This window comes from Paenibacillus xylanivorans, from assembly GCF_001280595.1.
Lineage (GTDB): Bacteria > Bacillota > Bacilli > Paenibacillales > Paenibacillaceae > Paenibacillus > Paenibacillus xylanivorans.
Window position 1 is genome coordinate 47,095 of the sequence record NZ_LITU01000083.1, and the last position, 13,032, is coordinate 60,126.

Here is a 13,032-nt window from a genome sequence, read left to right on the forward strand (position 1 = left end):
TTTTTCGACTTACTAATAAAACGGGATTTACAAACCGTACTCTTTATTTCGTGGGATAACGTCAATTTTCGCCCGCCACGCGTTTATATGTGTTGATTTCGGCGGTTAACGTGGGGAGGTCGGATATCATATCGACCTATGTTTAACATAGCACGTCATTATTGCATGTCAAACCAGAAGGGAAATAGTCTCTGTATGACGAATAAGTGCTGTATATAGGAGCTAAAGGAGGCGGGACGTCGTGGAAGATTATAGTATTGCAAGAGCAACTAATCGTGGTTGGATAAACATTAACGAGCAAAAACTTCGTAATGAGCTCAAAAGGAAAAGAGTTATTGTAGAGACGTTAGGTGGAGAAGGTGAAGTGGTCGCGAAAAGTGAACTATCTTGCGCCGATACTGATGTGGTTCTTGCTGCACTATACGCAAAGTACGGAGCGAGGTGGATAATTGAAGAATCTTATCCAGGAGTATTTAGTAACGAGGAACTAAAAACAGCCGTAGATTTAATTGAGATGGAATATTCAATAATTCCCACGCAAGATGATATTGTTTCGATAAAAGAACTGTTCGATAATTATGGTTACACAAGGATAACGATGGCTTTAAATATGAGCGAGAGTTGTCAGTTCGGAGGACAATGCTTCTATGTTACGCCTCAAAGTCCATATTTCAGCAAAAGATTTGATTTTAGAGAGGCCTTGGCGTTTCTCGCTGACCGAAAAAGATTCTATTATGCCGTTAATTCAGAGGGTAAGAGAAGCTATGATTTTGTTGACGAACCGACTAAAAAACAAGTTACATATCAAAGAAGTAAGAATGGGAATGCCACAGTGTTTCTGGATTTGGACAATGGAGAAGAATACAATATTTAAATTTGTTGAAACGAAAGGATTATGCTTATGAAACGCTTCAAGCGCCCGTTGAGTACTGATATCACGCGTTTACATCGTGCGAATGGACTACGTACCCTTCGTCGTACTCATTGGGGTCGAACTATGCTACGACAGAGTGGGCGAGGACGCTGCGGAAGACAGTGTACACGGAGAACAACACACTCAAAAGGAATGTGCGTTAAGGAGGAAAGACTCATAACTAGCCATTCCCATCTGACATCAAGTATTGCAGTAAGAAGCTACATGGCTGAGATGCACAATGACGGTTTGTATTTCTTGGAACAAGCGAGACAGGCTGAGGATGAGTTTGTAAAGAGACGGTTCCTCAGAGCATCAATTATATATCTTTGCTCCTCTGTAGAGGCAGCTATATCAAAGATAGTATATGATAAGATAACACAGAATGAGTATGACAATGGGCATAATTACGATAGATTAAAAACAAGTCTAAATGATCCGAATTCAGTTCCGCCGAGGTTCTTTAGGTCAATTGATGGTAAAATTGCAGTTCTGGAAGATTTATTTGAGACGACTATTCCTCAGCCAATTAAATCCAGATACAAAAACTTGACCTTATTGCGAAATAAAATAATTCATTTCTCTGTATCATATACAAATGAAGTTTATGCTACAGGGGAGATTGAAAGAGTCGCAAACGAAGCTCCCGATATTGTGGACGAGATTCTTAGCTTAACGTTTGGATACATCAATCTGTTTAACGGATTTCACAAGAATCGCTCATCAAATTACTAAACTAATGCAAAAGAACCGCTGCCCACACGGGGTTTGCGGTTCTTTTTCGTTCTCTCCGCTAAATCCCCGTACAAATAGCGCGGCAAGCTCGTCCAGGTACGTTCCCCTTACCGAAGCCATGACGCGCTGATTCAACGGTAAATCCACGCAAAAAAAAGAGCCGTAATGATTAACGGCTCTCTTCGTTGTCTTCCTGTATGTATTCAAGGATATCGCCAGGAGTTACCCCAAGTCCGCGGCACAATGCGCCTAGTGTGTCATAATCGATACGTTTGGTCGCGTTCCCAGCTAGTGATGTAATCGTGTTGCGGCTAACTTTAGTTAAATCAACAACGTCTTTGTTGGTCAAACCGCGTGTTTTCATAATATCACCGAGACGACAACGGATGAGTGGTTCGCTCAAAAAAATTCCTCCAATAAATTTATGCACAAGATGTTGACATATTGAAATGAGAGTAGTAATATGAACTTATCGCAAATGCACAAGATGTTGACATATCGATATGTCGACAATAAGTAATACGTAAATCATATCACTTGGTTTCAATTTTCGCAATTGTAACATCGTACTGGTCCGCATTAAATCCCGCAAGGAGGAACGCAATCATGTCTAACATTACCGTAGTTACCAAGATCGACGATTTTGACGGACCATTCCGTATCGAATACGCCGGCACACTTATAGATGATAATCACGCGATTTACATTGATCCTGATTACAATATCGCAGTTATGGAGCGGGTTGATTTCGACGGAATAGAGTACGTTACATCGTACGGAGAGCCTACTATTTTCGACCTGACGGTTGATGGCCTGAGCTTCATTGAAAACATCCACAATATGAGCGCGATCGAACTACTATCTAAATTTATCCGAAAAGGAGATACACAACATGCAACTAACCGTTAATAATACTCAAACTACGTCTAACAACATTAAATCAAACGCCTATGGTCGGAGGTTTCTGAAACTACTTCGCGCAGTATATTGCCTGATTATTATTACGAAGGAGATCGTAGCATGAGCGAGCAGATGAATCTAGAACAGGCGTCGATGGTCCTGGGGCCTTTCGATAATGACTGGGAATTTGCTTTGTACACGGGGTATATGCTCAATGAAAGATTTATCTTTATCGTGGATGATTCTCAACTCTGGCTTAGACACGTACATAAAACTCACATGGATCGTCTATACGTTGATGGTGAATCAGGTGGGATGATTATCGCGAATATTGAAGGTGATGGCCGCGAACTTATAGACATTATTATAGAGCGTCTGCAGGGTATGTCGGCTTTGGACTTTCTATTGGACACACTGCTCTGGACGACGGACCGAGGCGATATTAATTTGAAGCTCGAACGATTACGATAACATACCGCCTGACGAGTCTGTGCGCGGAGCCAGACGAAACCTACGGACTATGTCCGGACGGTCGCGGTTCCATCCGCTTGTATCATGTAACAACGTACTGTAACGATGATATCTGCTTTACAACTAATAGTCGCGCGGACTGAAAACGCTAGGAGGTTATTCATGGCACAAACGACGGTAGTTCAAATCGGTTATGTACGCGATCACCGTACCGGAAATTTCATCGTATCGCTAGTTAATCCTGCAATTAAAAGCAATCTTCGTCGTCAGGAAATCATCGTTCTCCCTGGCGCATTCTTCCGCATCTTACCCAATTTAGACCGCAGATCCATCGCTAACAACGCTAATGTCACGATGGAGCAAGCGGCCGACCTCGGATTTATTGTCTCAAACTTCCCTACATTTGTTGAAGCAATCGCCTAATTTCGTTATACCATCCGTACCGCCAGCGCTAACTGGCGGATCGCTATGCGGATAATCTGTACTTTCTGACGCCAATCGGAAGGATCGCCATTCAGACGTTTAACACTGATTTACTTTCGCCGGTATCGCGCCAACGACTCCGGCTTTCCTTTGAACATTCCGCGTCACGAAGGCGGGAACCTTCGTTCAGGCAGACGCGTTCACATATATCGAGTGTAAGCGGAGGGAGCGGCGATTGGCTATCGCGTGGCGCGCTCTTTTCCGTTGTTATATCCAGTAATACGCAGGTGATCGAACAAGGTTTCAATATTTCAGAAAAAAGTTTTAATTGCGATGTCCCACTTTTGCGGAAAAAATGTGCCTTTATTAAGTATAGGGGGCTCTCCGAAACAATAAGTCGGAAAAGGGCGCAGATAAAATCAACTTCACAAATTAGACACATATCTCGTAAAAAGCACGTCGCAAATCATTGAATTAACGTCCTTATAAGATATAGAGGGATTTTACGGACTGGAGGTGTCCGACATTCTACTCGACGGCGTCAATATTCGTAAGGGTGTTTATTCGGAATACACCCGAGATTCTAATCGGTCGGCACTATAAGAGTATACGGAAATTTTCCGTGGAGCGTGTCTGAAGAAGTTGGGAATCGTTAATCCGGTATAGAGAATTTTTTCGTAAAGTGTGCGAAGGGCGATAGGTAGTTGTTAATTTAAGTAAGGCGGTGTGGGAAAACCCGTTGATCGGCAATAAGGTAAATAGAAGGAGGAGAAGCCAAATGAAAACATTCAAAGTAACTGTTCCGAAGGGATACGCTCCTGCCACGTACGAAGAGTTAGCGAAAATGGCGGGGCTGCCTACCGACGAAGCGGAGAAAGCAATCCACGAGATGGAGGAGGTCGGCATTGTTAATATCATCAAATTCGGAGACGTAATGTTCTACAAACTCAATCTAGGAGGCCAGAAAGGAGCATCGCAATGACAATCGATGTATCGAAACCACTCGCCCACGATGACGGATTTGCGCGCTTACCGAATATCCTATTCCGGATGTACCCGTTACTCGACGGGTTCACTCTGGAAACGGCGGGTTTATACGGATACTTGTTGTCCTGGCGTCAGAATAAGGCGGACCACGCAATGTACGGTATGGCATGGCTCAGGCAGGCGGATATCACGGCAGAAACAGGCTTATCCGCGTTCAAGATTCGCCAACATACGGAGGTTCTGCGTCGCTACGGGCTGCTAAACGTCACTAAGTCGGATCGAATCGCTAACAAACTCGTGTATGAACCGCTTGAGCCGCTGACATACGAAGAGTTCCGTAAGACATATTGGAGAGAGGAGGCGAATATCTCATGAGTAGCATAGGTGAACTTGCACAAATTGCGGTCAAACAGAAAGCGAAGGTGCTTGAGAGCGAACACGGCGGATACTCCCCGTCGTTACACTCGTTATTCCGCGTTCACCTAAAGGAGCTCGGCGTTAAGTATCAAAAGAATGACGCTCGGGATGCAATATTCCTGCTCTTGTACCTTCACGCGTATGTGAACGGAACGGAGTCGAACGACTTCTATATGTGGGCGTTTCCTACCGTAAAGCAAATTCGTGAGGATACTGGCATACATGGCGATCGGATCAAACCGTTATGCAGGTTGCTTGAGGTCGAAGGACTGTTAATAACGAAGAAGATTCCGTGGGCAGGGAATACGAAGAAGCTCTACCTTCCGCTGTTCTTTCCGCTAGAGGAGCAAGCACTAGAGGCAGCGATTCCCGTAAACGGAGCGGCTTAAATCCCGTATTCAGGAATCGTCGCGATCCGTTTATAGGAAAATAATAAGAACGAAGTAACAAGAACGAACTAACAAGAATAAACATTACCGCTCGGTTAAATTCGCATACGCTCATTGAACCTCACGGGACGATGTTCTGACGCGCATAAAGGTATGGAGGGGATGGATAGCGCGGGAAAAGAAGAGTAAGAACAAACGATACGCGGAAGTTAAACTACTGAACATCCACAAGGAGGTACTCACATGCAAGCAGCCAAACAGCTAGTCGAATACACCGCCGGCCCCGCCTTACAGCTCATCGTCACGCCCGACGTCGATCGCTACGATTATTCCGGTAACGCCTGCGAACTGTTCCCGAATTGGACGCGTACGAACTACCGGACCTACGCCAAACAACCGTTCGCTCAGCGTCTGCAGATAGCGGAGACTATGGCGGAGTTGTACGACGAGTATTACTATGATAACCACCTAGGCGGTGACGGCCGCTTCCGTACGCAGCTCGAATACCAGCGCTTGGAACGCTTGGCGGACTATATTCTCGCGGAGGATCACGCTAAAGGTCTATCTATCATGCGCGATCCGTACGATATGCCTCGCGACCGTGACCTTATCGTTCCGCCAGGCTCAGGAGCGCGGGAGTTTATGCGGAAGCACAGTATCCGAATATACTGCGAGGCTGACGCGAAGGGCGCAGTGGAGAAGTTCGGCGGAAAGTTATGCCAAGCGTGCCAGCATCCATTCGAAGGGCGCGGAAATCAGCTCAATTGTGGTCCGACATGCCGCCGCCTGTATAAGACGTTATGGGAGCGCAAGAAACGGTATGGAACAATCGAATTTGAAGGCGAGCGGAACCGGATGCAACTGGAATACGGATTCTATAGTCCACAGGAAATGGAGAACCTACAGGAGCGATCGGAGCAATCATACGGCGCGTCGAAGAAGCTTGCGAACATGGCTGACGCTAAGAGACGGAAGGAAAGTCATGGCCGGAAGAATACGGTTCAGCTCATAGACAAGAAAGGAACGGAAGGCGCGGGATACTTGGATGGTGTATACGGATGGACGAGTGATCGTAACCAGTACAAGGGAACACATCACGATATCTGGTGGGGAGAGATGGTCACATATAATATGTACGAACAGCCATTGACGGAGAAGTTTGTAGACTGCCGAAAGCCTCGTACTGTCCACATCTCCGCTTAAGTAGGGAAGGGGACGAAGATTAATTATTTCGGACTTATGCGTTAATCCAAATGAGCGAAGGAGGTATGTGATATGGACGGATCAGGAGTACGCGGTATCCGGGTAATGGCCGGTATGACGCAGGCGCAATTTGCGGAAGCACTTAACGTCAGCCAGTCGTGTGTTAGCGATGTGGAGAACGGAAGACGTAATGTTTCGCGTGATCTGAGGATCAAATTGGCCCAGGTATTCGGAACCGGAGATGACGTGCTAATGGCAATCCAAAGGGCAAAAGAGTCCGACAAATTGGCGCTTTAAAGCGTCTTTTATTTTGCACACTAACTTTAATGATTTAAAACGTTAATTTAAGGGAGTGAACCGAATTGTCCAACGTAATATGGCGGCTAAGCACTGATTACCTCGCATGCTACACGGAGGAGCCGGAAGTCATAGCGAAGATCCGACGCAGCTATCCGGATTTTACCGTCATGGCAACGTACGAACGAGAAGGCAAGGTAACCGCTATGCAATTTTGTGTACTAGCCGCACGGAAGCGCGTAGCTAAGAGGCTATTCAACGTGGTACAGATTACGTAGATTTCACGTCAATACAGAGCTTTGAACAGGCGGAGGAACGCTAACACCTCGGCTTATTTTGCGTGTCTAAAATCAAGCGAAATCACGGAAAAGGGTGCGATATATGCACGTATTTAACGGGAGGTAGGGGAACGGAATGAGCGAGGAGACTAAACGCGAGTTATACACTCGAATCAATCATACACAAGAGGACGGAATCGACACTGTTGTCATCACGGCGGGTGACGGATGGGTTACTTACACGGCTAAAGAATCGATTTATACCGAGATGACGCCGTTCGAAAGCGCGGTGTCTTCGTTGTGGAGCGGTTACTTTCACGCTACGGACCATATCCGCGAATTAGGTGCGTATCCATTATCGATTATATCGAATGTGGCTGGCGCCGTTGATGCGTTTATTAAGGAACTTGAAGCGGGTGCGAGCGATGGAGGCGACGGGCAAAGTTGAATATTACGATGTAGACCGCGGTTTCGGCTTCGTTGGTTGCGCGGGAATTGACGGTACAGTGTTTGTTCACGCGTCCAACGTACGCACCGAAGGAACAACGCTGCAGGTCGGAGACACCGTCGCGCTTGATATCGTACCGGGAGATCGGCGGCCCGTCGGAAAACGGGTGACATTAATTTACGGAGGGTGATGGGATGGACGAACGATTATTACCGGATAAAATAACTTACGCTCATGTTGCAATACTTAACACGGGTAACGGCCGCATTGTCGCCGGTGTTCGCCTATCAAAACGAGATCCTAGCGTCGAAGGAACCGTATGGTATACGCCATATAGAGTTCTTTCCCTTCATTATGATGAGCGCGATATAAAGACCGTCACCATGCGGCAAGTGATACCGCTCATGATCAAGGACATAATCCGGAACGTAGACAGCCGCACGAAGCTCGTTGTCATACGAGGGAACGCGCCGCACTTTCAGAGATATCGTCAATACGAGCAGCATGTCCGATTGTTTGCGGAGAGTCATAACGTAGGTATCCGGATCAGTTGGAAGCCGAATATTGAAAATCGCATACCTGAGCTCAAGGAATTAGCAAACGATGCTTTACAGCGCGGCGAGTCTTTAGTCGCAGCTATTTAAAGGAGGAATACAAATGACAGACATTAACACACATATTCAGTACGCAACGAACATGATCCATGGAGACGTTACGGTGAGTGTAGCCAAAGACATTTTTGAGTTAGTTAAAGAGGAGCTCAAAGATATCCAACGTATGGAGGATTCGGGATTGCTCGGTTATCGCGGTCGCTTTGAGAAAGAGGACGCAGCTCGGAAAAAGGGCGCGCTCCAGCTCGCGCAAGCACTCAAAACCAATCAAGACATGGTCAATGAAGCACTTGAAACTGCCGAGAAGCAAGCTCACGAAGTCCTCGGCCAAGCTGCGACACCTCCGCCTGAGTATCAACTTCGCGAGTTTAATGATAGGTATGCAGAGTTGAAGGCGAATCTCCAAGTTAACGCAAACCAACGGTCAGCCGGTCAGCTACTTGAATTTATGCGCGGAGTCAACGATCCGTACCTCGCGGATCTTCTGACACAGGACTATGCAGAACTTGGCGGCGCACTGATTAATCATACGCGCGACCCGATCGGCGTTAATACACTTTACGGAACCCTGCGAAGCGGTAGAGATACCACGGAACAGATGCAGGCTCGCACAGCACTCCAAGAAATCGCGCAACTTAGACAGACAAGATCGTATAACTCACTGCTTGAGCTTGGCGCGGACAAAGCGCTCGGCCCAATCGGAAGATCCGCGATGAATGATCCGGCTGGCTTCGTTCAGGCCAACGAAGGGAGTGCGTAACCATCCGATATCAACTGTACATTGCGGCTGCCGCTGATAATAAGCGCGCGGCCTATTCGTACGTTCTCGCCAACTACGCCGGCATTGTCGCGCAGGGAACGTTCCTGACGGTAGGTGAGCGCAAGTTTGACGACTCATTCTGCGGCCACGTAGCTATTCAACGCGCATTAAGAACAGCGGCGAACAAAGCGGAGAGCGTAGCGGACGTTACCGTTGTGCTTGACGAGAATATTGCGAACGACGTCGGCTTTGAGTTGCTCGGCGTTAACCCTCCGCTGTATCCGCCGCTCTGCAGATCAACGCAGCGCATCATGAAACGGTTCAACTCGTGCGAGCTGGCAGCGATGAAGAAAGGCGACGAGCTTAATCCGGAAGAGGCCAGCGTGTTCGACGAGTGCTTGGCGGCACTAGAAGAGGCAAGGACACCGCGTGGTCAATTCAGACTGGCGTGGGATACAGCGATTGGTTCACAAAATATCATTCGATAAGGGAGAAATGACAAAATGAAAATGCCACAAAAGGTACAAACAGCGATCAAGACTTATCAGGAGGAGCATGCGAAGTCTAGTAAGGCGGCGGGGCTCCATCACGAAAGCGCGGCAAAACTCAAAGCGGAGCTCGAAGACGTACAGGCTCAACTCGTAGTAGCCGAAGATAAGACGCTATCCGATCCGACTGAGGAGAACGTACAACGAGAGACGGGCCTACAACGCAAGGTTGCGGAACTGACGATGAATATTGCCGCGGCCGAAGAGCGTGCGCGGACTATTAGCGGGAAGGCAAGCGGCCGCCTCATCACACTAGCCGACGAAGCAATCGAAGCTGCTCGCGATGAAGCCTATCGCCACTTTCACGATAACTACGAAGCGAAGTTGAAAGCGATCGAGGACGCCAAGTATGCGTACCTCCAAGCTGTCACAGGTCTGCACACGTTGCGTATGGAATCATACAACCTCTGGCACAACACAGGCCAGGAAACGAACGTGAACCGATTGGAACGAGGCGGCAATCTAGTGTTTCCGGAGCCAGCCCTACATTATAGAGGCAATGCGCGCCAGGTACACGGTGTTTCTGAACAGGAGGTAGCGCTTGCGTACCGTGATGGCAAGATTTATAGATCAAGTGTTGCAGAAGGGAGGGAAATGGAATGAGTAATCCATTTGCACACAGCCCTTTTAGATTCTCGGGCAATTTCGAGGAGAAATTAATCTTCAAGTTTCCAAGGACGGCAAGCTCGTTATTTATCAGAAACAATGGAGATACTCGCATTAAATTCAGTACAAGAGCAGGCGGCAAGTACTTCAATGAATTTACTTTGCCCGTAGGCCAGAGTTTCGATGAGGTTCTTGCTCCTTTCAACGAACTAACAGTCGAGATTGACAGAGATGACTCTATCGAGCAGCACTTAACGTTTTATGGGCATATACGTAGCTAAACGCGAGGGGCCTTCGGGCCTCGTTTCTATTTTAAAGGAGGAATATGCGATGAGTTTGTGTGTATCAGCGTTTATAGAGGGCAGTTTCTACGTTTGGGCTGACGGGCGAGTTTGTGCTCAGGCTGGGGAAACCAATTACCTTGTTACAGATGAGTACATGAAGGCGAGGGTCTTTGGTAAACGTGTTGTTTTCGCAACTGGGATGCTTGAGATCGCCGAGTCGGTATTCGGTATGATTAGAGAAGATAGCAGTATCGAAGACATACAGAGAGTGGCGCGAGAATGTTACTTAACGTTCAAGGCGGCTAATGAGAACGACCCGTTATATCAAGTTCTTGAGCATGGAATTGAGCTCGGCGTAATCGTCCATGAGTTTGAGGAGGGAGTCCCGCGTTATATTCAGATGGTTTATGACACCAACTTTGATATTCGCGTCACTCAGCCGTCTAACCTGGACTTTTTCTCGTTCGGCGCGCACTCTGACGATATCCTTCCGATCCTTATCGCAAAGGTAAACGCCGGCATCGAGGTAAGTAGCGCAGTCGAACAGTCATACGCGGAGATCGCCGATGCCAGTGTTGGCGGTATGTTACTCGGATTTCGGTTTAATAGCGACAACCTAGCGCATAGCTCCGTTTGGATAAATGACAAAACAGCGTATCCGGTGTGGAAGGGCGAGCGATTACCGTGTCTCGCGGATATGCAGGGTAATGCCGTAATGAATAAGCTGACCGCCAACTCCGCGCAGATTAACAGCTCGGATTTCAATAATGGCGCGATTGTGGGTTCGTCCATCAACGTTGGTAACGGCAAATTTAAAGTAGATACATCCGGTAACATGTATACCGAGGGAAGTACGACAGTTGGCGGTACAATCACCGGTTCACTCATCCGCACAGCAGCGAGCGGTCGACGCGTGGAGTTGGATACGCAGGGGCTTCGAAGTTACGACGCGGCAGGTGTGAACCGTATCCGGATTAATACCGGTTCAGATAACGGGATTGCTGCGATTTCATTCTATGGTTCAGGTGGTGCGAGTGCGGGCGAGATTAATTCGTATCAGAACAGCGGCGGACTCTCGATTATTAGTAGCGACGTGTTTATCGGATCAAACAATACCGGTAATCCTATCCGTCTACAAGGCGCAGTGACGATTGATGGTAACGTTGAATTCCGCCGTGAAGTAACCGGCCTTAAGCTGAATATCGGCAGTGTTACCGGGTTACAGACGCAGCTTGATGCAATATGGACCAAGCTCAATAACCATACGCACGACATTACGTTGCCTACGCATAACCACGGTAACAGTGCGAATCAGAATTGGGGAGGAACGTTCACCACTTCGAGATCCGCGTAATCAAACGTTATGGGTCCGCTTATTGCGGGCCTTTTTAATACAAGGAGGTATTATACGAATGAAGTCACGTACCTTAATGGAATTTACCGTTGATGTCGCGCATCCAGTCGGAGAGCTAAGCGCAGTGATTAGCGAGATATTAGGAGTACACGCAGACAGCCGCCTAGATATACTGCGCGGCCTGGATACGGTTATTGGCGAGGCAATCGTGCAATTAGAACAAAGCGAAGGGACGGATATAAACGATGGCAATGACTAACGCAGAATTGCGAACAGATAATACGCGTTTGGCGGAACGACTACGTCAGATACGAATTGAACAAGGGAGAAAACCCGAACCGGAACCGCGTCCGAAAGTTGTGGATATTCCGTTGTCGGTAGCGCTAGTTGATCGTCTGCAGCCGCTTAAAGTAATCGCTGTAAAGTACGCGGGGGTGCTGGCGGTGGGCCAAATAACGCGGATTGACATAAGTAAGCTCGCTAAATACGAGGAAGCTGCGAAAGTCCTACGTTACTCTAAGGGATTTTGGTGCGGATTACATGGGCTTGGAGCTGGCGGGTTCCTGCAGATCATTAGGCGCGTGAATGAAGCAATTGATACTGGTAAGACGGACGAATTGGACATCAACGGACTTATGCGGAAGGTGCATTTCAGCATCGGACTAATGACGAAGGATTCCGCGTTATCCTACGAGATTAGAGGCGCGACTGTTATAGCGGAAGATGACGTCGATACCGCGATTGCTGATGTGCTGCCGGAGATAAACAAATACGAGGAGGACGATAGTTATGAGTAGACAACGTAACGTATTAGAGGCGCAGCTTACCGTACAGCAAAGGAAGGCCGCGCAGTTACTGGTGGCTAACGAATGGGGCGAACTGCTGTCCGAGGATGGCCGCAAGAAGAGTATGCAAGAAGTAGCGAATGAGCTCGGCATCGCGCGTTCAACTCTATACGAATGGAAAGCGCAAGAACGTTTTATTGATTACGTTAATTATCTTACGGATATCAATCTGAGTGGAATGAGAGCGGAGGTCAACGTTGCTTTAATGAAAGCTATTCGCGGAGGAAATAACGGATTGCCGAGCGTGAAAGCCCTCGATCTTTATATGCGTCGTTTCGCGTTGTTGTCCGATCGAACTATCGTAGAAGATAGACGCGAAGAGAACGCAATTAATCGTAAGACAGACGAGGAAATCCGTAAGGAAATCGAGGAATTGAACGAATTAGTTGGCGGAGAATCTTCATAAGAATAGCGGACGTTACCGGACAGGATAGCGGTGAGGAGGCGTCAAAACCTGCACCACGCAACTGGCGGACAGCCACGCTAAAACTTCGGGGTTGAGCGGTGTATAAACGATGCATACTGCGCGGATGATCGGTTGAATAAACTGCCAGCGGTTATTA

General features: G+C 47.6%; 23 protein-coding genes. 22 read left to right on the forward strand and 1 reads right to left on the reverse strand.

The features are described 5' to 3' along the window. Nucleotides 1-241: 241 nt before the first annotated feature. Both AMS66_RS29720 and AMS66_RS29725 read left to right on the forward strand, forming a co-directional pair. On the forward strand, nt 242-874 hold the full coding sequence (locus tag AMS66_RS29720) for a hypothetical protein (protein WP_053784213.1): 633 nt from the start codon (nt 242-244) through the stop codon (nt 872-874). Nucleotides 875-1,066: 192 nt separating this feature from the next. Then, the gene (locus tag AMS66_RS29725) at nt 1,067-1,648 is read left to right on the forward strand and encodes a hypothetical protein (protein WP_201782241.1); all 582 of its coding nucleotides are present in this window, start codon (nt 1,067-1,069) and stop codon (nt 1,646-1,648) included. Between the two features lie 169 nt (nt 1,649-1,817). Here AMS66_RS29725 and AMS66_RS29730 read toward each other — a convergent pair whose 3' ends face one another. Continuing rightward, entirely contained in the window at nt 1,818-2,051 is a 234-nt protein-coding gene (locus tag AMS66_RS29730) for a helix-turn-helix domain-containing protein (protein ID WP_236703681.1), read from the reverse strand. Between the two features lie 203 nt (nt 2,052-2,254). Here AMS66_RS29730 and AMS66_RS29735 point away from each other — a divergent pair, with 203 nt between their 5' ends. The 20 genes from AMS66_RS29735 to AMS66_RS29830 all read left to right on the forward strand — a co-directional run bounded on the left by AMS66_RS29735 (nt 2,255) and on the right by AMS66_RS29830 (nt 12,875). Next, nucleotides 2,255-2,557 (forward strand): hypothetical protein, encoded by a 303-nt coding sequence (locus tag AMS66_RS29735; protein ID WP_053784215.1) that lies wholly within the window; start codon nt 2,255-2,257, stop codon nt 2,555-2,557. Between the two features lie 111 nt (nt 2,558-2,668). Then, on the forward strand, nt 2,669-3,019 hold the full coding sequence (locus AMS66_RS29740) for a hypothetical protein (protein WP_053784216.1): 351 nt from the start codon (nt 2,669-2,671) through the stop codon (nt 3,017-3,019). Nucleotides 3,020-3,181: 162 nt separating this feature from the next. Next, nucleotides 3,182-3,442 (forward strand): hypothetical protein, encoded by a 261-nt coding sequence (locus AMS66_RS29745; RefSeq protein WP_053784217.1) that lies wholly within the window; start codon nt 3,182-3,184, stop codon nt 3,440-3,442. Between the two features lie 778 nt (nt 3,443-4,220). Then, a complete protein-coding gene (locus tag AMS66_RS29750; protein WP_053784218.1) occupies nt 4,221-4,424 on the forward strand; it encodes a hypothetical protein in 204 nt (67 codons plus the stop codon). Beyond that, on the forward strand, nt 4,421-4,804 hold the full coding sequence (locus AMS66_RS29755) for a hypothetical protein (RefSeq protein ID WP_053784219.1): 384 nt from the start codon (nt 4,421-4,423) through the stop codon (nt 4,802-4,804). The genes AMS66_RS29750 and AMS66_RS29755 overlap by 4 nt, the downstream gene beginning before the upstream one ends. Then, nucleotides 4,801-5,235: a hypothetical protein gene (locus AMS66_RS29760; RefSeq protein ID WP_053784220.1), complete on the forward strand. Its 435-nt coding sequence runs from the start codon at nt 4,801-4,803 to the stop codon at nt 5,233-5,235. Before AMS66_RS29755 ends, AMS66_RS29760 begins: the two co-directional genes overlap by 4 nt. A gap of 243 nt (nt 5,236-5,478) precedes the next feature. Next, a complete protein-coding gene (locus tag AMS66_RS29765; RefSeq protein WP_053784221.1) occupies nt 5,479-6,438 on the forward strand; it encodes a hypothetical protein in 960 nt (319 codons plus the stop codon). Nucleotides 6,439-6,510: 72 nt separating this feature from the next. Next, a complete protein-coding gene (locus AMS66_RS29770; RefSeq protein ID WP_053784222.1) occupies nt 6,511-6,735 on the forward strand; it encodes a helix-turn-helix transcriptional regulator in 225 nt (74 codons plus the stop codon). A gap of 65 nt (nt 6,736-6,800) precedes the next feature. Then, nucleotides 6,801-7,013, forward strand: coding sequence for a hypothetical protein (locus tag AMS66_RS29775; RefSeq protein ID WP_053784223.1), 213 nt, complete (start codon nt 6,801-6,803; stop codon nt 7,011-7,013). 136 nt (nt 7,014-7,149) lie between these two features. Beyond that, nucleotides 7,150-7,461, forward strand: a complete 312-nt coding sequence (locus tag AMS66_RS32565; RefSeq protein WP_053784224.1) for a hypothetical protein — start codon at nt 7,150-7,152, stop codon at nt 7,459-7,461. Beyond that, nucleotides 7,439-7,651 carry a cold-shock protein gene (locus AMS66_RS29785; protein ID WP_053784225.1) on the forward strand — a complete coding sequence of 71 codons (213 nt, stop codon included), beginning with the start codon at nt 7,439-7,441 and terminating at the stop codon, nt 7,649-7,651. Before AMS66_RS32565 ends, AMS66_RS29785 begins: the two co-directional genes overlap by 23 nt. Before the next feature lie 4 nt (nt 7,652-7,655). Next, on the forward strand, nt 7,656-8,105 hold the full coding sequence (locus AMS66_RS29790) for a hypothetical protein (RefSeq protein ID WP_053784226.1): 450 nt from the start codon (nt 7,656-7,658) through the stop codon (nt 8,103-8,105). Between the two features lie 13 nt (nt 8,106-8,118). Continuing rightward, nucleotides 8,119-8,832 carry a hypothetical protein gene (locus AMS66_RS29795; RefSeq protein ID WP_053784227.1) on the forward strand — a complete coding sequence of 238 codons (714 nt, stop codon included), beginning with the start codon at nt 8,119-8,121 and terminating at the stop codon, nt 8,830-8,832. A 311-nt stretch (nt 8,833-9,143) separates the two neighbouring features. After that, nucleotides 9,144-9,320 carry a hypothetical protein gene (locus AMS66_RS32880; RefSeq protein WP_160319750.1) on the forward strand — a complete coding sequence of 59 codons (177 nt, stop codon included), beginning with the start codon at nt 9,144-9,146 and terminating at the stop codon, nt 9,318-9,320. A 15-nt stretch (nt 9,321-9,335) separates the two neighbouring features. Further along, nucleotides 9,336-9,983, forward strand: coding sequence for a hypothetical protein (locus tag AMS66_RS29805; protein WP_053784229.1), 648 nt, complete (start codon nt 9,336-9,338; stop codon nt 9,981-9,983). Continuing rightward, nucleotides 9,980-10,267 (forward strand): hypothetical protein, encoded by a 288-nt coding sequence (locus tag AMS66_RS29810; protein ID WP_053784230.1) that lies wholly within the window; start codon nt 9,980-9,982, stop codon nt 10,265-10,267. The genes AMS66_RS29805 and AMS66_RS29810 overlap by 4 nt, the downstream gene beginning before the upstream one ends. A gap of 157 nt (nt 10,268-10,424) precedes the next feature. Beyond that, nucleotides 10,425-11,624 (forward strand): hypothetical protein, encoded by a 1,200-nt coding sequence (locus AMS66_RS29815; protein ID WP_201782242.1) that lies wholly within the window; start codon nt 10,425-10,427, stop codon nt 11,622-11,624. 58 nt (nt 11,625-11,682) lie between these two features. Then, entirely contained in the window at nt 11,683-11,883 is a 201-nt protein-coding gene (locus AMS66_RS29820; RefSeq protein ID WP_053784232.1) for a hypothetical protein, read from the forward strand. Beyond that, the gene (locus tag AMS66_RS29825) at nt 11,876-12,421 is read left to right on the forward strand and encodes a hypothetical protein (protein ID WP_201782243.1); all 546 of its coding nucleotides are present in this window, start codon (nt 11,876-11,878) and stop codon (nt 12,419-12,421) included. The genes AMS66_RS29820 and AMS66_RS29825 overlap by 8 nt, the downstream gene beginning before the upstream one ends. Further along, entirely contained in the window at nt 12,414-12,875 is a 462-nt protein-coding gene (locus tag AMS66_RS29830; RefSeq protein ID WP_053784234.1) for a phBC6A51 family helix-turn-helix protein, read from the forward strand. Before AMS66_RS29825 ends, AMS66_RS29830 begins: the two co-directional genes overlap by 8 nt. Nucleotides 12,876-13,032 lie beyond the last annotated feature (157 nt).